This window comes from Cohnella ginsengisoli (genome assembly GCF_029525555.1).
Classification (GTDB): domain Bacteria; phylum Bacillota; class Bacilli; order Paenibacillales; family Paenibacillaceae; genus Cohnella; species Cohnella ginsengisoli.
Map to the genome: position 1 here is coordinate 85,967 of NZ_JAPDHZ010000002.1, position 21,349 is coordinate 107,315.

Sequence of the window (21,349 nt, forward strand, 5' to 3'; positions counted from 1 at the left end):
GTATATTGAACGGACCGGCTGCTGCCGGGCCGAACCGTGGGCGCCGGACGGTTATCCGTCCGCGCGCTGCCGCGGGCAACGTTTAGAAATCAGCTTTTTGCTCTTCTAGATGCGGAGGCGTCGTCTCGAACATCGAGTCGATCAGCCCCGCGACCGTCATCTTCTCGGTCTGCTCGGCCTTCTTTATATGCTCGTTGACCGCTGCCTTGGCCTCTTCCTTGACGCGAGCCGTGTCCTCTTCCGACCACAGGCCCTTCGATTCAAGGTACTTGCCGAAGCGCACGAGCGGATCGCGAAGCGTCCACTCCTGCTCTTCTTCCTTCGTGCGGTACTTGGTCGCGTCGTCGGACATCGAGTGCGGACGGAAGCGGTACGTGACGGCTTCGATCAGCGTCGCGCCGCCGCCTTCACGGGCGATCTCGGCAGCTTCCTGCACGGCGGAGATGACCGCCAGCACGTCCATGCCGTCGATCTTGACGCCGCGAATGCCCGCTGCGAGCGCCTTGTGCGCGATCGACTGGGCGGCCGTCTGCTTGGCGAACGGCGTCGTGATGGCGTAGCCGTTGTTTTGAACGAAGTAAATGACAGGCAGCTTGAACGAGCCTGCGAAATTCATCCCTTCGTAGAAGTCGCCTTCGGAGGAGCCGCCGTCGCCGGTGTAGGTAATGGCGACGCGCTTTTCATTCTTCAGCTTGAATCCCATGGCGACGCCGGTCGCGTGAAGGATCTGCGCGCCGATGATGATCTGCGGCATCAATACGTTCACGCCTTCGGGAATCTGGCCGCCGTGCTGGTGACCGCGGGAATACAGGAACGCCTGATACAGCGGCAGTCCATGCCAGACGAGCTGCGGCATATCGCGATAGCCCGGGCAGACGAAGTCTTCCTTGGTCAGGGCGTATTCGCTGCCGACCATCGTGCCTTCCTGGCCTGAGACCGGCGCATAGAAACCCAGGCGGCCTTGACGGCCGAGGTTGACCGCGCGGTCGTCCCAAGTGCGGGTGAATACCATGCGGTACATAACTTCCTTTAATTGCTCGTCGGTCAGGTTCGGCATCGCTGCCGCATTGACCACTTCGCCTTCGGGGGGACAATACCTGAAGCGGCGTGACGTCTTCCGAATGTACAATATGCGCTGCTTGCTGCTCCGGCTTGGCCGGTGCGTCCAAAGATCCTTTGCTCATCGTTACATCTCCTCGTCATGAATTGTGGAAGAGGGGTTTCTGTTATAGAATTATTATATAGCTGCCCTAGTGGTTTGGTCAAAGCAAAAAAAGGCATATTTATTGAATTCTTCGCCGTTGAAAGCGCAATATGTTTCTAGTACAGTTTTGATTTTGTTGTATAACACATTAATACAAATCCCGATCGGCCGTCCTTAAAATGGCAAGCGCGGCAACGAACATTCCTATGTTTTGCCCATGCCGAGGCGCCGTCATACCCGATTCGGGCTCCGAGAAAGGAACGATGTCCAATGTCCGAGACCCCTGTTCGCAGAACCGTCGTCAAGCATGCGGTTCCCAGCAATTACCTGCAAGCCGGCGAACGCGCGGTCCGCTTCTATTTACCCCCCGGGTACCAGGAGTGGCTCAGCTATCCGGTCGTTTATTGCCAGGATGGAGAAGATTTTTTCAATTTCGGCAGAATCGCCACGATCTCCCACGGCCTCATTCTTGAAGAGAGCTGGGATCCTTTCATCATCGCAGCAGTCGACGTCGACAAATCGGTGCGAACCGAGGAGTATTTGCCGGGAAGCGAGCGGCACGAAGCTTATTTAAACTTCTGGGTGCATGAGCTCGTTCCCTTTGTTGAAAATACGTTCGCCGCCCGCTCCTCCGCGGACGCGCGTCTGCTTGCCGGCGACTCGCTCGGAGCGACCGTCTCTATGTCGATCGCCCTGCGGCGCCCGGATTTGTTTAATCGCCTCCTGTCGCTGTCCGGCGCATATTACGGCGCTTCAATCGCGCAGATGAAGGAAGCCGGCGATTTGCCCTGGCTGTCCGCCTGGATGACCGTCGGCCTGCAGGAGACCGCGTACGAGACCGAGCGCGGCGTGCACAACTTCGTTGAACTCAACCGCGCGGCGAAGCGAATCCTCAAAGACAAGGGCGCTTACGTCGATTACCGGGAAAAAGACGGCGAGCATAAATGGGGCTTTTGGCAGAAGGAGCTTCCTGAGGCGCTCGGCGCTTTCCTCGGGCCGAGGGCGCATATGTAACAAAAAAGGCAATCGTTGAAGTCATGGATCACATGACTTCAACGACTGCCTTTTTTGAATGCACATTTGTGGTGAAATGGGCTTTATCCTCCACTTTAATTTATTTTGATTTTTTTCCATTTATGTATTAACTCGATTTTTTTCTTGTGATAAATTCTCTTCGTAACAATTTACCTTTTTTATTATTTTTAAGGAATCATTTCAAACATGTGGAGGTGTCATTGCATTACGATCAACGCTTAATGCGAATTAAAAACATTCATTTTCATGAAGGAGGATATTGACGTTGTTTAAAGCCAAAAATTTCAAAGTTGTTCACGTAGCAGTTTTTATGTTTGTGCTTTTCTTTACATTTGCTTCGTATGCTTTAGCGTACAACAATTATGACATTCACAGTTGCAAATGGGCATCGCCAGGCACAATAAAATACAAGTTTATCAGCACCACACCAACCGACTATAAAACTATATTTGCAACTGCAGTCGTGCGGTTTAATGCTGAGGGAACGAATGCGAACATGTCGTTGGATTATGGTGGAACAACACCAAATACCTTTGGAATATATAGTGAAGACTCCAACACAATGGGGACCACATCTTACACATGCACTCTAATTTTCGGATCAACAATCAATAGTTCAGATTCGGGATTGAATAATTTGTATTTCTATAATACCCCTAATAGAAAAGATGAGCTTCAAATTAAGGTAGCACTCCATGAATTGGGACATTTCCAAGCTCTTGGACATTCATCAGTAACGCCAGCCGTCATGCAGTCTGGAATACTCTATTATCAGTATCCTCAAACCGACGAAGTAAGTGGGTTAAACTCTGTTTACCCATAAAAACATATGAAATACCATACCCATCCAAAAAAAAAGGAGATACAGAATAAATGACCTATCGTTACCGCAGCTTGGTTCTTACTGCATTGGTTGCGATCTTCCTCGCTACAGTATTGTTCTATGGTCTTTCTTACATGAATAACCGAACGCATACAGATCAGGATGAGGCTATAGCAACCAATATTGAAGTCGCAATCTTAAATGCGCCTCTCGTTATTACCGGAAAAGTAATAGACGGCAAAGGAGAACCGCGAAATCTAAGACGAGACGTATTTGACCCGACTAAAGAAAATCAAGAGGTTGTTGTCCCGGGAACAGACTATCGTGTCCTCGTATCTAAAGTGTTAAAGGGAGATTTAGTGGCTGGCGATGAGATTAAGATCGCAATAGGCGGAGGAAATTACAGAAATGAGAAAGCCCCCTTGCGAGCAACTTTGGTTGCAGGTGAGGAATACATTTTTACGATTGCGCAAAGCGGCGCAGGCGGTCCGAATTACTTTGGAATTATCGAACCCTTTATCTACCAGTTAAAAGAAGGACGCATTATTGCCGTGAGCAACATCGAAAAGTACAAAAATGCTTTTCAAGAAACCGCGATGAGTGAAGAGGAGTTTTACAGTAAATTCAAGTGAATGAAGAAAGCCGAGACGATGCGCCTCGGCTTTCTTCATTCTTTTTTTAAGGTACAGTCACCTTCTTATTTTGCGGCCGCGCTCACTTTGCCGGTCTCCAACAAATGTGTAAGCAGTCTGTCGCTCGCTTCGCTGATCAATTCGTACGTCTCTTCGAAATTGCCGGTATAGTAAGGGTCCGGCACGTCCGCCAGACGCGCGTCGGGTACGAACGACAGGAAGCGTACGACCTCCGCCTTCGACTCGTTCCCAAGCGCTTCGCGGATCGCCTTCACATTGCTCTCGTCCATCGCGACGAGCAGATCGAAGCGCTCCCCGTCTTCCGCCCGAATGCCGCGCGCCAGCATGCCCTCGTAGGAAATGCCTTGGCCTTCCAGAATTCGGCGCGTGCCCTCGTGCGGCGGCTTGCCCAAGTGCCAATCGCCGGTGCCGCACGAGTCGATCTCGATCGATTCCGCGAGCCCTGCCTTCTCTACCCGATCCCGGAACACAGCCTCGGCCATCGGCGAGCGGCAAATGTTGCCCAGACAAACGAACAATACGCGAAACATGCTTAAATTCCCTTCCCTTCTTCTGCAGACGCTCCGTCAAAGCTGCCGTAAGCATGCAGCTTTCTGCGCGGTAGCCGCCACTTATAGTGTACCGACAGCATGCGCATCGTCACCGTCGCGGCGAAAAGCGCAAGCAAAGCCCAGGCGGCCCGGATCGGCCCGATCCCGACGGCCAGTCCGGCGAGCAGCGCCCATACGGCATAGATCTCGTCGCGAAGGACGACCGGCTTGCGTCCGGCCATAATATCGCGGATCATGCCCCCGCCGATGCCGGTCATCATCGCGGCTACCATGACGGCGCTGACGGGCAGTCCCGCCTCCACGGCGTACAGCGCGCCTTGAATCGCGAACGCAGCCAATCCGATGGCGTCGAAAAACGCCTCGCTTCTTTTCCAATGATAAATCCATGCGGTCGGGAGCACGAACACGATCACGATCGAAAATACCGCCGTCTTCAAGAGCAGACCTTGGCTCCAGAGCGTCGTGACGGGCACGCCGATGAGCAGATTGCGAACGACCCCGCCGCCGAACGCGGTCACGAGTCCGAGCACGAACACCCCCAGCATGTCGTAATGCTCCTCCATCGCGACGATCGCGCCGCTCACGGCGAAGGCGATGGTGCCTATGATGCTGAACCATTCAAATACGTCCAAAGTCAAAACGATAACCCCCGGCCGTTTCTCTTGTCGAGGCGGCGCCGTGCTGCGAAGCCCGCCTCATTTATTGTATCGGCAACCGCGTGCGGGCTGCAACGGCGAATTTGAACCAAAAACAAAGGGACCATCCATCGCATCTCGTCGCTTCTGCCATTATACTGAATGAAGACGCGGCTCGAGCCGCAAATGACCAGCAGGAGGAAATCGCCCTTGCCACAGCAATCTTCGACCCGGCGCGCCGTCATTTATACGGGAGGCAGCTTAGGACCCTGGAGCCTCGCGCTCGCTCAGCCGGGCGACTATCTCATCGGCGCGGACAAAGGCGCCTATTATCTCATCCAGAACGGAATCGCGCCTCACCTGGCGCTTGGCGACTTCGATTCGGTGGATGCGGCTGCGCTAGAACGGATTCGCGCCGAAGCGAAGGAAACGGCCGAGTACGACGCGGTGGACAAAGATTGGTCCGATACCGAGCTCGCGCTTCGGGAAGCGCTGGCGCGAGGCTACCGTGACATTGTCATCGCGGGCGGTCTCGGCACCCGGTTCGACCACAGCCTGGCCAATGTTCAACTGCTCGCCGTCGCGAACGAAGCCGGCGCCGCGGCTTTGCTCGTGGACGCGCACAACGAGATTCGCCTGCTGACCGCAGGCAGCCGTCTCCAGGCGGATCAACGCTACACTTATGTGTCCCTGCTCCCGCTGACCTCTGAGGTGACAGGTGTCACGTTGACCGGCTTTGCCTATCCGCTGCAGGACGCCACGCTGCGCCAAGGCATGTCATTGGGCGTCAGCAACTTGCTGTCCGCCGAAGAAGGTTTCATCTCGCTGCGCAGCGGCTCGCTGCTCGTCATTCGCAGCAGAGACTGAATCTATGCAATCGGACCTGCCGGGCGCAATGCCTCATGCGGTGTTCGCGGATCGGCTAGATTAAGAGTCGATCCGCATCAGCATTTCTTCAAGCAGCCGCACGCGGGCCAGCGACGCCCTTAGAAGACCAAGACCGATGTCCGGGTAAAGCCGGACAAGCCGGATTAGCGCCTCGCGCTGCAAGCCGAGCGCACGCACGTCGCCAAGCAGCGCGTGAGCCGATACCGTCGACGCCGATTCGTCCAGCGCCGACGTGGCGCCGCACACATCGCCCGCCCCCAGCACGCCAAGCGTCGCTTCGAGTCCTGCCGCAGTGACGCTCGTCAATTCTACGTTGCCGTCCACGATGACATAGAGCGCGTCGCTGGTCGAACCCCGGAGCAGCAGCGCTTCGCCGTCCTCGAAGACGCGCTCCGATGCGATGCCGGCGATCAGGCCGAGCTCCTCCAGCGTCAAATCCGCGAAATAAGGCACATTTTTCAAATAAATGACTTTACCGAGCCTGCCGAGCGCTCCTTGCGCTTCCACTAGACCGCCACGCTCCCTTCCCGCTTCCGCCGCCATCTCCGGCCACCAATCGTCAGTCGATCGCGAAGCATGCTCGAGCGCTGTACGCGCCTCTTCCATCGTCGTGGACAGCCGTCTCCGGTCGTCATAGTCCGTTTGAAGGACGACGGAGAGCCGTTGCGCCAGCCGCCGGTCTCCGGCGCCTTCGGCGAGCACCTCCAGCCCGCTGCTTCTCGTCTCGTCGTCGGCATCGGCCAACGCGCGCCTGATCGAAGCGACGACCTGCTCGTCGGTCAGCCGCACGAGCAAAGACCAGACGCCTTCGAGAACCCGCTGGCGTTGTCCGTTGAAGCGAAGGGCCGCCAGTCCGGCCAACTCTTCCCTGCCGACCGCGCGAAATGCGGACGCATACCCCGCCACCTTGTCCAGCTCGCCCATCCGGCGCAGCGCCTCGTCCGTCAGCCTTCCTCGAATGTCATCCTCGGGCATCAGCACGGCAAGCGCGGCGATCGCGACGCGCCAAATCTGAGCATGCGCGCCAGGCAATGCCGCGAGCAGCGGCTTAATCGACGGGTCGCCCATATCGATCAACGCTTGCTCCGTGACGCGCATCAGCTCTTGGTCCCCCGCCGGCAGGCGCTCCAGCAGCTGCGGGACGACGTGCGCCGCGCCGAGCTTGCCGAGGCAAGACGTCGCCGCGAGCCGAACGGATGGATGCGCGTCCTGCAGCAGCCGCTCGACCGATTCTCCGAATCGATCCAGCCGAAGCTCCGCCACGACGCCGCACACATGGGCGGCGGGTTCGCCGCCCTGTCCGAGCAGCCGCTCGATCGCCTCGAAGCAAGCTTCGTAGCTCGATTCGCTTTCCAGCGCATACATCGCCTTGACTGCCTCTGCGACGACCGCGGGATGCGGATCCAGCAGCTTCATCCGCAAAAAGAAAAAAGCCTGCGAAGACAAATGCTTCATTTGCGCCATTTGCCTGACGCCCTCCGCCCGCACGACCGGATCCTCGTCCTCCAGCACGGCGCCGATCCGCACGAGCGCTTGAAGGTCCGCGCCTTTCAGCTTCATCGCCCTCAGCGCTGCCGTCCGCACCCCGGGGCTATCGTCGCCCAGCAGCGCGAGCAGCTCCGGCACATATCGTTCGTCCTGCGTGCGCCCGACGATATCCGCGGCGATCTGCCGCACGCCTTCCTGTTCGTCCCTAAGCAGCGTCAGCACGGCGCCCATCGCCTTCGTATTGCTGAAAAACTCGCGGTACGAGTCCATCAGCTCCCCGTCGTCCAGCCCCAGCGTCTGGACGCCTCTCACCAGCTCTCGCATATACAGTCGCCGCACCGTCCAGGCGAGCGCCGTCAGCACCACTGCGGCGCCGGCCCCGACCGCCGCCAAAATCGGAAAACCAAGGCCCGCCGCTTTATGCAGCGATTGCAGCCCCGCACCGAGCAAAATGCCGAAAAAGGAGGCCAAGCCCTGCGCCGCATACCGGTAGCCGTCCCGATGCCGGATCGGCAGCGTCTTGTAATACAGCTGGTAGGACGGCTCCGCCGAATAAAAAATTAATACGTTCGTAAGCATATAAGCGCCGGCAGCGGCAGTCACGGCCGCCGTCTCGCTCCCGAGCAGCACGGCCGACAAGCCGAACGCCGCCGCGTAAGCCGCCGCGATCGCCACGAGCATCCCGCTCGCGCCGAACCAGGCGACGAGCTTGCCCGAGACGAGCTGCACGGCGAACGCAAGCAAAAAAAGCAGCGTCGACACGATGCCGAACATGCGCGCGAACTGCTGCTCGTCCGGATAAGACGCATGCGCCGTATTCAGAAACAGAAACTCCGCCAAATAGTATAGCGCGGGCATCAACGTCATAAGCCCCATGACGCCAAGCAAGAACGGGGACCGGAACGTGCGTTTCATGTAATCGAACGAAGACGCGCCCTCATCGTCCTCAGCGGCCTGTGCCTTCAGTGCTAGCGGCACTAAATATTGGGCGATCGCCTTGCGGTAGTTGAACGAAGCCGCTATCAGCAGCAAGGGACCCATGCCGTATACCCATTCAGCGCCGAGCGGGCTGAGCATCTGCGTGCCAAGCCCCCCCGACCGCGCCGCCAAGCGTCGCGCCGGAGACAAACAGCGGCATGAGCCGCTTCGCCTGCTGCGTCGGGCATACATCGACCGCCAGGCTCCACAGCAGCACCGTCTGCTGGCGCACGACGAAGCTCGAGGTGAGAAACAAAACCGGGTAAAACCAGCGCGCGTCCAGATCCGCCAGCTTCAGCGCTGCCAGGACCCCCGCATCCGCAAGCAAAATCGCCGTCATGACGGCGTACATCGTTTTCATCAGCGCCGGCTTGGACAGCTTCATGGCCAGCCAGCTCATGAACCACGCCTCAAGCGGCAAAAGGAAGGCTTCTCCCGTGTACAAGTAAGGCAAATATTCGCTGCCGAACCGTTGGCTGAACAAGGTAATGAAGCCGTTGTAAGTAAGCGCTTCGGCGATGCCGCATATTAGAAAAACGGGGGTCATCAACCGCAGCTTGCGCCGGTCCTCCGCACGAACGCCCAATCTGCCGAGGGCTTGCGCCATATTCATGAATGTCACTTCTTTCTACTGTTGCATCTCCGGGCGGCCGGGCTTGCGAAGATCCAGATAATAGATCAGCCGGTCCTCGCCGTCAAAGTAATAATCCGGCAGGCGCCCGTTCATCGAGAAGCCCAAACGTTCGAACAAGCGCCTCACGCCCGCGTAAACCGGCAAATCGCAAGTGTAAGTCACCAAGTACCGGGCCCCTTGCTCGCGCAAATATTCAAGCATGGCTCCCGCGAGGCGCAAGGCCGCGCCGCCGCGACGGTAATCTCTGCGCACGACGAGATAATCCCAGGTATAACCGCCCGTGCGCTGCTCGTTCGGCGCGACGCCCGTGACGGCGACGACTTCGCCGGCGTTGTCCGTCATGTACCAATAGATCGTCTTGCCCTCCAGCGCCAAATAAGGCAGCGTCCGGAAATGCTCCTCTTCGCCGGGCGTCGGGCGCTCGTCATCGAACGCCTGCGGCGAGATCAGGAAGGCGACGACCGCGTCCGCTGCTTCGCGCGAATCGATACGGCGCACGGTCAACTCAACTATAGCCAATATTGAAACCTCCGCTTCTCGGCTCCGTCGGAGCTTGGCCTGACGATCTGCCAGGCGTCAAGCGCCAACGTCGCGTCAGACCGCTAGCGTGCCGTTCCAGCCGGCGCCCGCGCCCTTCTGATAATATTCGTCGCACAAGTAGAAGTAGAGCTTGGCGGCTCTATCCATCCGGTTTTGCTTGATCACTTCGACGAACGTCTCGCGCGCGTCGTAGAAACGTCCCGCCTGGCACAGAGCCAAACCGCGTTCGAACAGCGCCTTCGTACGCTCTTTGGCCGCCCGCTGCTGCTCGGGGTCGCCTTCGAACACGTCGATCAGCTCCATCGCCTCGTCGCTGCTCTCGAGCCTGATCCGGCCGAGCGAGCGATGCATGAACCGTTCCGGCGACCGCAGTTGCTCGTAATAGTCGCGCGTAACGACGATGCAGCAGCCCACGATCTCCGAGATCTGCTCGAGTATCGTCGTGCGCTGGACGTCGTCGGAGATGACATTGCCCTCCCAGCGGCGCTCCTCGCCGATGATGCCGAGCATGAGCGGCCCCTTGTGAATCGCGATGCCGATGTCGACCGTCGCGTAGCCGGAGTTGCGCCGGTGCTGATTGTAAGCCGACAGCTCGCGGCGGATCGCCACCGCCGCCTGGATCGCCTCTTCCGCATAGCCAGGGAACAGCGCCATAAAGCCCGCGCCCAAATATTTGCTGATGAGCCCGTCCTCCTGCCTTACGATCGGTCCGAAGCGCCGAAGAAACGAGTTCATGAAATCGAAGTTTTCTTTCGGACTAAGCGTTTTCGATAGTTGCCTGAACTCGCGCAGATTGGCGACCATGACCGCCATGTTTTTTTGAACCTGGTCGCCGAGCCGAATGTCGAGAATGCCCTTTTTTGCCGAGCGAGTGGAAAAATTGCTGCGGCACGAACCGGTACGACGCCTCGCTGAACGACGTAATGTCGGCAATATGCTGCTTTATGTAACGGGCCATCCGGTTGAACTGCACGCCGAGATCTCCGACCTCGTCGCGGTTGCGCAGCTTAACCTCGACGTCCCAGTCGCCGTTCGCCATCGCCATGACGCTGCGTCTCAGCTTGCGGATCGGCGACAGCAAAACGAACGTGACGATCACGACGAGCACCACGAGGCCTGCCGTTATCATCAATATATTTTCGATAATATTGTAATAAATCTTCCGGTTTTCGCGGTGAAGCACGCTAAGGTCGCGCCCTGTCTCGTAAACGCCGACGATTGTTCCGACGCTGTCGTAGACCGGGCCGATGGCGTACAGCCACTTGCCCTCCGCGTCCTCCCATTGGCCGGTTCGGACGACGCCTTGATTCAGCACGGCTTCGTTTTCCTCGCTCTTTTCGAACGGCTTGAACATATTGACGCCGTCATCGTCGTCCATGACGATATAAATCTGGCCGTCTTCATATTTGTACAGCGTGCTGTACAAGCCTTGCCGCTGCTCGCTGTCCTCGCCTTCGAACAGGAAGTTCATTTTGGCGCGAATGGCCATGTAATCTTCATTGCGGTAATTGGAGGGCGACTGCAGCCGCGCGAGCCGGTCGCCGTCGATCAAATTCTGGCCGTTGCGCGCGAGGAGCGCGAGCTCGCGTTGCATCTGCGTTTCCATCCTTGCGGAAAAGCTGTTATATATGAAGTTCGAGAGCAGAATCATCGCGATCAAGATGGCGGGCACGGTGGCAAGCACCTGCTTGAGAAATAAAGACGTGCGCCGTTCGAGCACGTGAATATGGAAAAACCGGACGGAAAACACGAGCAGCAGCAATCCGAGCCAAAAGACGCCCCACAGCAGGCGTTGGTTCCATAGCGTCTTGCGGTCGAAGACGGCCTTCGAGACTTGGCCAGCCGGCGAGAAGTCGGCGGACAGCAGCAATATCCGATCGTTCAGCACGACCGCGAAGCCGGTCGGCGTCTGTTTGACGTCCATCATCTCGTAGCTGTCCAGCCCCGGAGCGATGCGCTGCAGCGCGGCATCGTCCAGCACCGTCTTGGTCCGTTCGGGGGCGCGCGGGTCCAGCGTCGTCACCGCGTTCACGAGACGGTCGACGAACATCAGGGAGCCGTCCGTCCGCAGCGTCGGCAGCTCGGGGAAATTTTTCGAGGCTTTTGTGTTTGACGCGGTTGGATACAGCTTGGCGCTGACGCCTTCGGGGGATACCTGATAAATGCTGCCCCGGCGCGTCGTATAGTAGATTTGTCCGGGCTCCGTGCCCGTAATCTCGGACAAATAGCGATCCTTCGGCAGCGTGAACGCGAACACGTTCTCCGGCGCGCCCTCCGGCAAGACGATCCGCTTCAACTGCAGCCGGTCGGCTTCCGCCTCGTAAAAATACAGGGAGCCGCCCGATAGCTGCAAGCCTTTGATCTGTCCGATCCGCTTGCTCGTGCCGTCCCCTTTTCGCTCGTAGAGCACCTCGCCGCCGTTGCCGCTGCGGTCGTAACGGACGATGCGCTCGCTTTGTACGTAGAGGCCGTACGAATCGAGCACCGTCGCCAGCGCATAAATGCGGCCGTCGGCGTCCGCGACCGCTTCGTTGAAGTCGACGCGCGCCCCGCGTTCGGCGGCCGCATAGGACATCTGACCGAGGAGCGTCCCGTCCGCGCCCAGCCGTTTGATCTTTTGCTTGGAATCGCTCACCACGGCAAGCGAGCCGTCCCCGCCGGCAGAGGCTTGCGATAAATTAAGCAGGCTCTCCGACTTTTTCCACGGTGCCTCGCTCCGGTCCCCCGCGCTCTGCGAGCACGAAGCCCGACCAGCCGGACATCGCTAGCGAAGCCAACAACAGCAGTACAGCAAGTTTTTTCATCGAAGATCGGCGCCCGCCTTTGTGTGCGACTGTTCTCATTCAATAGAAGCTCACGAATGTTTCTTTCTATTTTTATCGTACTACAAGTTCTTCCTTAATTCATCCCTTTACAACTCAAAATGACAGATTTCGAGAATTGAGTTACTATGAATATAGCTTTGACAGCTTCCACCATTTTCGAAAAGAGAGCGTGAACCGGGCGTGGGACAACTCGTGTGCGGCGGAGCGACGATGCAATGCTCGTTCGGCGCTGCCCCCCTCCGTATTAAATGTGCTGCCGGCCAACCGGACGATGACCGCCATGCCGATCGCCAACATTATGGACAACAAGCCGTTCGTGAATATCATGCCGTTCGGCGTGTGCAATTCGATGGCCAATCCCGCTGTCGCTTCAGCGACCGCCGCGGCGTTCGGCGTACTGACGCCGATGCCTTGCACGCCGGTTACGGCAGCGCCCTGGGCGCCGGGATCGCCGACCGTGATGATCGGCAGCATGCCCGCCTTAAATAACGCCTCCAAGTGCATGTGCAACTTCGGCGGCGTCATCCAGATTAGTTCGCCAGGCCAATTCACGATACAGGTGCCCTAATTATGATCGAGACGATACTTAAGCCTTTTATCAAGCCGATCCAACGGAAAATCATGCGGCCGCTCAAGCAGTCCGCGAAACTGCCGAAAATCCTGCTCAGATGGCTCATCCAATGGGCGCGAACCGTGCTCGGAAGCGGACTGCGGTCGCTCGACAACTATTGGAAGATCGGCAGTTATTATATTGCGAAAAAGCTCGTCGTGCTGATCGTGCTCATCGGCCTCGCGATCGCCTACTTCGGGTTCATCAATCCGCCCGCATTCGTCGACCGGTGGTTTTCGCGCACGCCCTCGATGGAAGCGTCCGCCGCGCTCGAGAAGGGTTACACCGGCAACGCCAAAATCGTGGACGGCGCAGGCAACCTCGTCTATGCCGGACCGCTCGCCAGCGGTCAGTTCAGCGGCGTCGGCAAGCTGTACGGCGACGGCGGCAAGCTGATTTACTTCGGCGACTTCGACAAAGGCGTGCGAGCCGGCTCCGGCGAAGCTTATGCGGCGGACGGGACGCTATTGTACCGCGGCGGGTTCGCCGCCGACGCGTACGACGGCACGGGTACGCTCTACGCGCCGGACGGCAGCGTATTGTACGAAGGCGGCTTCGCGGCCGGCAAGTACGAAGGCGACGGCACGCTCTACGCCGCCAAGGACAAGCAGCTTTATGCCGGCGCTTTCGTCAAAGGACTGTATGAAGGCGCGGGCAAGCTGTACGGCGACGACGGCAAGCTCGTTTACGAAGGCGCCTTCGCGGGCGGCCTCTACGCGGGCGCCGGCAAGCAATATAAAGGCGGCGCGCTGCTATATGAAGGGGTGTTCGCGAACGGGCTGCTGTCCGGCGAAGGAACCGAATACGGTGCCTCGGGCGCGCCGGTATACAAAGGAACTTTCGAACGCGGACGCTATCAGGGAACGGGCTCGCTGCTAAACGAGCAAGGCGTCGCATTATATACCGGCTCCTTCGTAGCCGGCCAACGCGACGGCGAAGGCGAAGCGTTCAATGCGGACGGCACGCCGCTCTACAAGGGCACATTTCGCGCCGACCAATATCAGGGCTTCGGCGCGCTGCTCGACGCAAACGGCACGGTCGTCTACAAAGGATTGTTCAGCGCCGGGCAAGCGGACCCGGCCGGCTTCCTCTCGATGGCTGCGGCGACGCTGCAGGAAAAGCTTGGGACGCCGGATGCGCCGACGGCGGGGACGGATGCGGAGACGGACGCAGTGCCCGATGCAGGAGCTGGTGACGGGGCCGCGGCGCCTGATGCGACGGGCGGAGCCGCGTCCGGCGCAGGCTCGGGAACCGGCGGTGAAGCGGCTGGAGGCGCGAACGGCGGCGCGGCGGCCGGTGCAGGCGTTGGGGGCGGCGACGACGGGGCGGCAGGCGCGAATGGCGGCGCAAGCGGCGGTACGGCTGCTGGCGCGAACGGAAGCGCTAGCGGAGGAGCGACATCCGGCAACGGGACCGGCAGCAACGGGGCCGCTTCAGGTGCAGGCACGGGAAGCGGCGACGGCAGCGCGGCGGCCGGTGCGAGCGGCGGTGCCGCTTCCGGCGCAGGCAATGGCGAGAGCGGCGCTGCCGCCGGCGCGAACGCCGGGGCCGGAACAGGCGCGGATACCGGGGCCGGCAAAGATAGCGGCGCGGCTGCGAGTGCGGGCTCCGGTACGGAATCAGACGCCGGAACCAAATCCGGCTCAACGGCGAATAAAGTCGTCGCGCTTTCCAAATCGGTCACGGGAACTGCCGCCAACAGTTCGACTGCAGGCAGCGGCACCGCAGCCAACGGAAGTTCGGGCGATAAGGCCGCTACGAAGGTTGTCCTCCCTTCGATCGACGGCTTGAACGAAGTCCCGGGAGCCGATTCCGTGCTGGCGGCGCCAATCGAACTCGTATACAGCGGCGTCCAATTCAGCTTCAAGCTGGAGTCCGACCCCGACAATCCGGAAGCGTATGCCGTCACGCTTGTCCGGACCTGGAACAAATACGTCATGACGTCGCTTCTCGACCGTCTGCAGAAGGCGGCGATCAAAGGCGTTAAGACCGAGAGCAACGTAAATCTCTATACGATGTCCTACGAATGGAACGGTTACCTTTACAGCTTCAACTACAACAACGACAAGCCCGTGCGATTAACCATAGGTCCTTTCCAGGTTTAACTGCAACTGAATCCTCTTATGATATCCCCTTGCGTCCGGTACGATCGTTGTTCCTGACACAAGGGGATACTTTTATGCAAACAAAAACACGGGAGGAAGCAGAATTATAATCTGCTACCTCCCGTTTGCGTCACGCTTTAAGCTTCTCCCCTACAACCGTTAGCTCTATGCATTATACGGACTGTGGATCCGTTATTTTTGCGCAAGATGCCGATACCCCTGCGCTCTGGGATACAGCCGGCGCTACAGAATCGTTTTATTCCTTGCCCGGCGCAGCCTCGCGATAGAGGGCCGTCTCCGCAGACGACTCCCCTGTTCCCTCCGCGCCTTCTTGCAGCTTTTTGAACGCCCACCAGCGAATGTTCAATTTGTCCGCCTCGGCCGAGCCGTTGAGGCGCATGCCGATGCGGAAGCTGCCATGCTCGGGGTAGACGATGGTGCCGAAGTCGACGTTGGGCACGTCGGATTCGTATTCCGTGCCTTTGAACACGTCCTGTACGCCGTAATAAATCGAAGCCTTCAGCGTTTCCTGAGGCGCCAGACCCACGAGGATCGTCACCTGCCCGGAGCCGAGTCCGTGCTTGATCTCGTCCGTCACGTAATTGCGCCTGCCGCGCGAGAAAAACTTCAATCCCGTCTTGGCGTTCAGCTCGAGCGGTACTTCGATCGTCCCCGTAGCGATCTCGTCTTGAATCGCTTGCGGACGCGGAATGCCAAGCTTGAAGTCGAACGTATTCCGTTCCGGATGATAATGGACGTCCAGCTTCGGCTTCGCGCCGTATTCGAGATCGTAAGCCTGCGACTCGGCAAAAAAGCGGTGAAGCGAGCCTGCCCGATCCGTATGGGACAGCCGCTGCAGCAAGGAAGCGTTCGGTACGTATTCGCCGAACGGCACCCGCTCGACCTGCTCGATCATGTAGGTAGATCCGAGCTGAAGCAAACCGATTTTCGCGAGGCACAGGTCCTGATCGGCCGAGCCTTCGGCCGCTTGATCCAGCGAGCGTTCGTACCAGGTTTTCAGGATACGCTCCATGACCGGCTGAGAAATAACGTTCACGTGATGGACGGCGGCATGATCAATGGGTAGGCGCTGGTCGCCGATCGTCAACGTCACCGACTGCGGAGGCAAAGCCAGCTTGGCGACGGTGTCCGGCCGGTCCTTCGCCTTGACGCTATACGTCAGCCGGTACTCCGTATCCTGACCGTCGCCCGGCTCCATGAACTCGACATGTCTGCCGTCCCCGCCGACCGGATCGAAGCCGTCGGATTCATAGTCGAAGCTGAGCGCCACTCTGGCCGTCTGCAGCGTTTTTTCGACGACCAGCGTCACGTCGACGACGTCGCCGGGATTGACGTATTTGGGAATGCGCTGGGAGATTCGGACATGCGCGTCCTGATACAGCACGGCGACATCTTCCAACAGGCGTACATGTTCAAAGCTGGCCGGGGCCGGCGCCTCCTCCTTGACGAACAGCCGGTAGGACTCCAACACGCGGTTGTACTCGCTGACCTCTTCGCCCCGGATCGACGAGTTGCCGACGGAATGAACGGGCTCGCGCCCCTTTTCGTCGTAAGCGACGTACAAATAGACGTTTTTCTTGTATTCGTTGTTCGTAAAGCCTTCGATCATGGACAGCTTCAGCGTCACCGGCGAAGGAATGACGACCTCCCGGCCCGAATAGTCGATGGCCAGCCCCATTTCCACCGTTACGGTCTTATCGTCGACGGCGACGACTTGCATGCCTGCGACGACGCCGCTTCCGAACAGCAGCCGGTTGAGCAGTCTGCGTTTATCGTTCAAATACTTTTGCTCCGACTCGAAGTCCCGCACCGTCAGCAGCTTGCCGTAAAAATACCGATTGCGCTCGAACGGGTACATTCTCGCTTTTCTCATCCGTCAAGTCCCCTCCTCATCATCGGACCGCGCGGCGGCTCCGCTGTCGTCATTCCATCTCCGAATCCATCCCAAGGCGCATGTGCGCGTCGAGCCGGCGATTCATGTTCGCGTCCACGATCAACGTGTCGTTAGGCATCGAGCGATCGTCGCCAAGCGTGAATATCGAAGGCTCGGCCAACACCGTGTTGACGCCTAGATACGTGTGCAGGTCCAAATACATCCACGGCTGCAGCCACTCGAGCTTCGCCTCCGTATGCGCAGGCTTGATGTCTTCCACCAGCTGTCGGAGCAGCACCTTCTCCATGTCGCTGCGCGCCTGGTCCGGATGCAGCAGCACAGAGAAGGTGAATGGATCGTTGCCGTACAGCCGGTCGACGACCGCGCGCCAATCTCCGCGTTCGCGAAGCGCCTTGTATTGCGCCGGTTCTACGATGATCGGCTTCATGCCCGTCAGCGTCTCGATCGCCCGCTCGATGCCGCGGCGCGTGCCGCGATACCGATACATATCGGGCGCGGCGCGAATGAGCCGCCGAATGGCGTCGTCGCTCCAATACTCGTTCGTATCGAGCCCGAGCCAGGAAGCCAGCCATCGCAGCTGCCCGCCGCCGACCGTCTCCCGGTCGAACTGCCTGGCCATGCCGTCGATGCGTTCCTCCATTTCGTCGAACAGCGTGCCGAACAACGCCAGATAACGCTCCAGGAATCCTCGTCCGCCGGACTCCTGCTGATAGACCGCGGGCAAGTACGAGAGCAGCGTCTGCCTTGGAAAATAGACGCGCATTCGACTGAGCGCCGGGGTACTGCGTTCGCTGCCGATCCATTCGACCAGCATCCACAAGTACCGTCCCTTGGCCCCGAAGAATAAGGCGTCGCCCGGATTGACGACCGGCTCCGACCAAAATCCGCTTAGTCCGCGAAGCTTTTCGGCGGCGGTTAGATCGGTTCTCGCGATCCAATCGTCGATCCGCCAAATGCCGCCCTCGATCGTCCTGACCCCCGAGTCGTCCGCGAAGTAACGGACGCGCAGCTGAGTCCCGTCCGGAATGTCGGCTTCTAAAGTAAACTTATGCCACACCGTCTCCCGATCCGCGCTATCGAACGCCGAAGAGAGCCAGAAGCCTTCGAGCGCGCCTCCGCCCGGCATCGCCAGCGTCTGGGGCTGCAGGTCGAGCACCGCCAGCGTCTGCTGTTCGCCGTTCAAGATGTACATCCGGTCTTTGCCGTCGATTAAAATCGCGTCGGCTTTCCCTCGAAAACCGCCCACCTTGCCGATAAGTTCGCCCGACTCCCCGAACTGCAAAATAAAGCGGTCGTCCTCGCCCTCGGACTCCATGCTGCGCGAATCGCCCACGTAAATCTGACGGCTCGAATCGACGGCCAAACCCGCGAACGAAAGCGGAGGGAGCATCATTCGGGTCAACAATTCGCCGGCGGCCGAAAAAGCGAAAAGCGCGCGGCCCAAGCTGTCGTAGACGTACATGTCGCCGAGCGGCGATACGGTCAAGAAGGGCTGACCGTGCTCGCCTCCGTCAGCGGGCAGCTTGAGGACAAACCGATCGTCCTCGATTGCGGCGATCAGTCCGCCCGACAAGCCGAGTCTCAGAATACGCAGCCTCGCCTTGCCGGATAACCGCGCAGCTGCCGCCTCTTCTTCCGAAGGCGGATCGGCGAACGTGAGCACGTATACGCCGCGTGCGTCGGCATAGAGAGCCAGCGGCCGGCAATAGACGCCGTCCATCCACTCCCCCGTGCGGCTCCATCGCGTCTGTCCGCTATTCACGTCGTACGCGGCCAGCATTCGCTCGCCGTCCGGATCGGCGACGATCAGCGTGTCCCCGGTAGCCGCGAGCCTCGCGGAGGCGGAAAACAGGCCGTGCCTTGAAACGAATAGCCGCTCATGATGACGGCTGTGCCTATCATAGGTCCAAAGGTCGCCGGCGTCGTCGAGCAGAATGAGACGACCGAACAGGCCGACGGCAAAAGCGCTTACCGTGCCCACGCCCTCGAGCTCCCCGAAAGCCGCAGTATCCAGCACGCCGTATCTCGCATCGCTGCGCAGCCGCACCGCGTCGCCGATGTCCAGATTTTCCGTCCGGCCTCGGCGGCTCCAGTGCTCGGGCCTGTTCACCGAAAAATATAATGCTCCATCGTCCATCTACTCGCCTCCTCTCCGGTTCCTATCGGCCTTTACAGTTGGTTACGGCTGAGCAGCTCGATTCGATGCTCGCCGGAAAAGACGAGTCCGTTCGGCGGCAGCAGCACGTCGCCTCCCTGACTTTTGCTCGCGTACCGCCCTTCGCCATCCAGCCACAGATCCTGTACGTACGCCACGCCGCCGATCCGGCTGAGCGCGGCGAAGACGTCGCCGCGATAAACCGGCCTTCCGAAAGGCCAGCCGCCAGCGGACTTGGGACTCCCCGAAGGACTGAGCAGTTGGTTCAAAACGGCGGCGATTCGCTTCGTCTCGTGCGCGAACTGCGGTTCGACGACGATGACGGCATGGACGGTCACCTTAATGTATTCGGGGGCGATCACGTGAACCTCGGTCCCGATCAGCCGTCGTTCGTCCAGATGGCGGGCGACGGTCCGCAAAAATCCGCGGCTCGGCTTCGGCGTCGGCTGGCGGCTGTACGGCATCGCGACGACCGTTACCGCATGCGGAACCGGATCGGAGCGCCCAGGCGCATATCCGGGAATGACGTGCACCCTGGCGACCCGAAGTCCCGGCGTCGACTTCGCGAGCGCAGCGAAGTCTTCGTCCGTGACGGCGCGATAAGGCTCATGCCATCGCTGCTGCAAGCGCGCGATGCAATCGCCAACGCTCTCGCTCTCGGCGCCGCCGTAGCCGTAGCCTGCATTGGCCACGGTCACGCCGTAGGACCGCTGCTCCTCCGACACCCAGCCGGTCAACAGGTTCGGCTTGATGTTGCCCCGTTCTCCGCCGCCAAGCACGCAGACGACCAGGCATAAATTGGGCTCCTCGCAGGCCGCCGGAATCGCGCCGCGCTCGTCGTTGCCGAAACGGATCTCGCAAGTATCCGGATCGAATGTATAATGCCGGTCGAGCGGTCCTGAACGGTCGAAATTCTCGACCGGCGCCCAATCCTCCCATAGCCATTCGCCCGCACGCTCGCCGGGGATGCCGACCTGAAGCAAAAAGCGTTCCCTGCGGCGGCAAGCCAGATCGTAAACGGTAAACCGCTGCATCGGCAAACCGTTGCTTCGCCCGATGAAGCGTTTGTCCGCAAACGTCTTGTCCGCATGGATGCGGCGAGCCGACCCGAGGCCTCCTTGCGGGCGCATGCCGCGCTCTCCGTCGCCGAACAGGATGACGGCGCCGCCTTCGCTCGGCATGCGAACTGAAAACACCCGATCTTCCGGCCCGGCAACGTCGGTGTCCGGCACCTCCCGCCATTCCCGCCATCTGCCGTCCGGCTCCCGCACTTGCACGCGCAGCAATCCGTACCTCGACAAATAAGTGTCCGCGGAAAGCGTAACCGCCCCTTCTTCAGGCACGTCGTAATCGATCGTCTCGCTCAACGTATCTCGCTGAACGACGAGCGCCGTGTGAAGCAAAATCCGGTCGATGCGGGGAGGCTCCTCGTAACCTTCCTCTTCGAGCACGCAGCAGATCCACCAGCGCGGCCGGTCGTTCGCGGGGTGGACGAGGACCGGGCGAAGCGGTGCGGTCAATCGGATCGTGACGCGGCCACTGAAGCTTAAGTGCAGCGTCTCGTCTCTGAGCGTATCCAGCGGCAGCCATCCGGATGCGCCGGTCTGTTCGTCGAGCGCATAACCTTTCCAGGAGACTTTCGCGGACGGCACGATGACGGGTGGCGCGTACGCCTCCGCCGATTCTGCAGGCCAAGACGCCGCGACACCCTCGTACGGAATCGGATGCCAAGCGTCCGGGCCGCCGTGCGCCCCTTCTTCCGCGAGCAAAATCGTCAGCTCGATCGGTTCCCCGACGGGAGGCTCCCGGTCGAACGACACATAGAGCCTGCTCCCGGTCCTCGCATCCGCGCCGAATGCATAAAAAGCGACATCCCCCTGCGTATTGGACGCCGTGCGGTCGCTGGCTTCGCGTTCGGTGCGCGTGACGATACGGTCGACGGCGATCGGTCTGAGCGTCGTGGACGAGGCGGTCTCGAAGGTTTGGTCCTCGGCGAGCAGCTTCGTTCCTTGCGGCAGCCGCACCGTCTCCCGGATGCCGTCGAACGAAGCGAGCGCCGCCGCCGAAGTCGCCTGGCGCGGAGATTCGCCTAACAGCTCGAGGAATTTGCGACGGTTGCGATCGGGCACCCGGCTCAAATAAAACTGCTGCATCTCGCTGATCCAAGCGAACAGCTCCAGCATGGTCATGCCGGGGTCGTGCGCGTTCTCGTCGGTCCACTCGGGCAGGCGCCGCTGAATGCCTTGGCGTGCTTCCTGCAGGATGCTCTCGTATGTGCGATCGTCAAGCGGCAGCTTGGGCAGCATCGGC

The 21,349-nt window shown here is 59.6% G+C and carries 17 protein-coding genes and 1 pseudogene; 6 read left to right on the forward strand and 12 right to left on the reverse strand.

Annotated elements, in window-relative coordinates; translation table 11 throughout:
- Positions 1 to 82: 82 nt before the first annotated feature.
- Positions 83 to 1,184: pseudogene (gene pdhA / locus OMP38_RS00490) on the reverse strand (pyruvate dehydrogenase (acetyl-transferring) E1 component subunit alpha).
- Positions 1,185 to 1,474: 290 nt separating this feature from the next.
- On the opposite strand from pdhA, the gene OMP38_RS00495 reads away from it, so the two are divergent.
- The 3 genes from OMP38_RS00495 to OMP38_RS00505 all read left to right on the forward strand — a co-directional run bounded on the left by OMP38_RS00495 (position 1,475) and on the right by OMP38_RS00505 (position 3,694).
- Positions 1,475 to 2,218 (forward strand): alpha/beta hydrolase, encoded by a 744-nt coding sequence (locus tag OMP38_RS00495; protein WP_277563438.1) that lies wholly within the window; start codon positions 1,475 to 1,477, stop codon positions 2,216 to 2,218.
- A 286-nt stretch (positions 2,219 to 2,504) separates the two neighbouring features.
- Complete coding sequence (locus OMP38_RS00500) at positions 2,505 to 3,062, forward strand: matrixin family metalloprotease (RefSeq protein ID WP_277563439.1); 558 nt, start codon at positions 2,505 to 2,507, stop codon at positions 3,060 to 3,062.
- A gap of 50 nt (positions 3,063 to 3,112) precedes the next feature.
- Entirely contained in the window at positions 3,113 to 3,694 is a 582-nt protein-coding gene (locus OMP38_RS00505; RefSeq protein WP_277563440.1) for a hypothetical protein, read from the forward strand.
- Between the two features lie 65 nt (positions 3,695 to 3,759).
- Here OMP38_RS00505 and OMP38_RS00510 read toward each other — a convergent pair whose 3' ends face one another.
- A complete protein-coding gene (locus OMP38_RS00510) occupies positions 3,760 to 4,245 on the reverse strand; it encodes a low molecular weight protein-tyrosine-phosphatase (protein ID WP_277563441.1) in 486 nt (161 codons plus the stop codon).
- A 2-nt stretch (positions 4,246 to 4,247) separates the two neighbouring features.
- Positions 4,248 to 4,898 carry a trimeric intracellular cation channel family protein gene (locus OMP38_RS00515; RefSeq protein ID WP_217594406.1) on the reverse strand — a complete coding sequence of 217 codons (651 nt, stop codon included), beginning with the start codon at positions 4,896 to 4,898 and terminating at the stop codon, positions 4,248 to 4,250.
- 213 nt (positions 4,899 to 5,111) lie between these two features.
- On the opposite strand from OMP38_RS00515, the gene OMP38_RS00520 reads away from it, so the two are divergent.
- Positions 5,112 to 5,768 carry a thiamine diphosphokinase gene (locus OMP38_RS00520; RefSeq protein ID WP_277563442.1) on the forward strand — a complete coding sequence of 219 codons (657 nt, stop codon included), beginning with the start codon at positions 5,112 to 5,114 and terminating at the stop codon, positions 5,766 to 5,768.
- 60 nt (positions 5,769 to 5,828) lie between these two features.
- Here OMP38_RS00520 and OMP38_RS00525 read toward each other — a convergent pair whose 3' ends face one another.
- The 6 genes from OMP38_RS00525 to OMP38_RS00550 form a co-directional block, all read right to left on the reverse strand.
- Positions 5,829 to 8,354 (reverse strand): HEAT repeat domain-containing protein, encoded by a 2,526-nt coding sequence (locus tag OMP38_RS00525; protein WP_277563443.1) that lies wholly within the window; start codon positions 8,352 to 8,354, stop codon positions 5,829 to 5,831.
- Positions 8,332 to 8,868 carry a hypothetical protein gene (locus tag OMP38_RS00530; protein WP_277563444.1) on the reverse strand — a complete coding sequence of 179 codons (537 nt, stop codon included), beginning with the start codon at positions 8,866 to 8,868 and terminating at the stop codon, positions 8,332 to 8,334. Before OMP38_RS00530 ends, OMP38_RS00525 begins: the two co-directional genes overlap by 23 nt.
- 15 nt (positions 8,869 to 8,883) lie before the next feature.
- Positions 8,884 to 9,408, reverse strand: a complete 525-nt coding sequence (locus OMP38_RS00535; protein WP_277563445.1) for a GNAT family N-acetyltransferase — start codon at positions 9,406 to 9,408, stop codon at positions 8,884 to 8,886.
- A gap of 75 nt (positions 9,409 to 9,483) precedes the next feature.
- Entirely contained in the window at positions 9,484 to 10,242 is a 759-nt protein-coding gene (locus tag OMP38_RS00540; protein WP_277563446.1) for an adenylate/guanylate cyclase domain-containing protein, read from the reverse strand.
- A complete protein-coding gene (locus OMP38_RS00545) occupies positions 10,187 to 12,067 on the reverse strand; it encodes a HAMP domain-containing protein (RefSeq protein WP_277563447.1) in 1,881 nt (626 codons plus the stop codon). The genes OMP38_RS00540 and OMP38_RS00545 overlap by 56 nt, the downstream gene beginning before the upstream one ends.
- Before the next feature lie 40 nt (positions 12,068 to 12,107).
- Positions 12,108 to 12,233, reverse strand: a complete 126-nt coding sequence (locus OMP38_RS00550) for a hypothetical protein (protein WP_277563448.1) — start codon at positions 12,231 to 12,233, stop codon at positions 12,108 to 12,110.
- A 301-nt stretch (positions 12,234 to 12,534) separates the two neighbouring features.
- Between OMP38_RS00550 and OMP38_RS00555 the strand changes: the two genes are divergently transcribed.
- Together OMP38_RS00555 and OMP38_RS00560 are read left to right on the forward strand one after the other, a co-directional pair.
- Complete coding sequence (locus tag OMP38_RS00555; protein ID WP_338130460.1) at positions 12,535 to 12,822, forward strand: DUF4280 domain-containing protein; 288 nt, start codon at positions 12,535 to 12,537, stop codon at positions 12,820 to 12,822.
- 2 nt (positions 12,823 to 12,824) lie between these two features.
- Positions 12,825 to 14,969, forward strand: coding sequence for an MORN repeat-containing protein (locus OMP38_RS00560; protein WP_277563449.1), 2,145 nt, complete (start codon positions 12,825 to 12,827; stop codon positions 14,967 to 14,969).
- A gap of 256 nt (positions 14,970 to 15,225) precedes the next feature.
- On the opposite strand, the gene OMP38_RS00565 is transcribed toward OMP38_RS00560, so the two are convergent.
- From OMP38_RS00565 to OMP38_RS00575, 3 genes are read right to left on the reverse strand one after another with little or no spacing between them, the layout of a single operon-like run.
- Positions 15,226 to 16,863, reverse strand: coding sequence for a hypothetical protein (locus tag OMP38_RS00565; RefSeq protein WP_277563450.1), 1,638 nt, complete (start codon positions 16,861 to 16,863; stop codon positions 15,226 to 15,228).
- Between the two features lie 49 nt (positions 16,864 to 16,912).
- Positions 16,913 to 19,021, reverse strand: coding sequence for a phage tail protein (locus OMP38_RS00570; RefSeq protein ID WP_277563451.1), 2,109 nt, complete (start codon positions 19,019 to 19,021; stop codon positions 16,913 to 16,915).
- Positions 19,022 to 19,053: 32 nt separating this feature from the next.
- Entirely contained in the window at positions 19,054 to 21,345 is a 2,292-nt protein-coding gene (locus OMP38_RS00575; RefSeq protein ID WP_277563452.1) for a putative baseplate assembly protein, read from the reverse strand.
- Positions 21,346 to 21,349: the final 4 nt, after the last annotated feature.

Excerpts from the sequence above, each read along its gene's own strand:
- OMP38_RS00495 (WP_277563438.1), top strand. The coding sequence starts at position 1,475 with ATGTCCGAGACCCCTGTTCGCAGAACCGTCGTCAAGCATGCGGTTCCC.
- OMP38_RS00505 (WP_277563440.1), top strand. The coding sequence starts at position 3,113 with ATGACCTATCGTTACCGCAGCTTGGTTCTTACTGCATTGGTTGCGATC.
- OMP38_RS00510 (WP_277563441.1), bottom strand. The coding sequence starts at position 4,245 with ATGTTTCGCGTATTGTTCGTTTGTCTGGGCAACATTTGCCGCTCGCCG.
- OMP38_RS00525 (WP_277563443.1), bottom strand. The coding sequence starts at position 8,354 with ATGCTCAGCCCGCTCGGCGCTGAATGGGTATACGGCATGGGTCCCTTG.
- OMP38_RS00530 (WP_277563444.1), bottom strand. The coding sequence starts at position 8,868 with ATGAATATGGCGCAAGCCCTCGGCAGATTGGGCGTTCGTGCGGAGGAC.
- OMP38_RS00540 (WP_277563446.1), bottom strand. The coding sequence starts at position 10,242 with ATGGCGGTCATGGTCGCCAATCTGCGCGAGTTCAGGCAACTATCGAAA.
- OMP38_RS00550 (WP_277563448.1), bottom strand. The coding sequence starts at position 12,233 with ATGAAAAAACTTGCTGTACTGCTGTTGTTGGCTTCGCTAGCGATGTCC.
- OMP38_RS00555 (WP_338130460.1), top strand. The coding sequence starts at position 12,535 with ATGCCGATCGCCAACATTATGGACAACAAGCCGTTCGTGAATATCATG.
- OMP38_RS00560 (WP_277563449.1), top strand. The coding sequence starts at position 12,825 with ATGATCGAGACGATACTTAAGCCTTTTATCAAGCCGATCCAACGGAAA.
- OMP38_RS00565 (WP_277563450.1), bottom strand. The coding sequence starts at position 16,863 with ATGAGAAAAGCGAGAATGTACCCGTTCGAGCGCAATCGGTATTTTTAC.
- OMP38_RS00570 (WP_277563451.1), bottom strand. The coding sequence starts at position 19,021 with ATGGACGATGGAGCATTATATTTTTCGGTGAACAGGCCCGAGCACTGG.
- OMP38_RS00575 (WP_277563452.1), bottom strand. The coding sequence starts at position 21,345 with ATGCTGCCCAAGCTGCCGCTTGACGATCGCACATACGAGAGCATCCTG.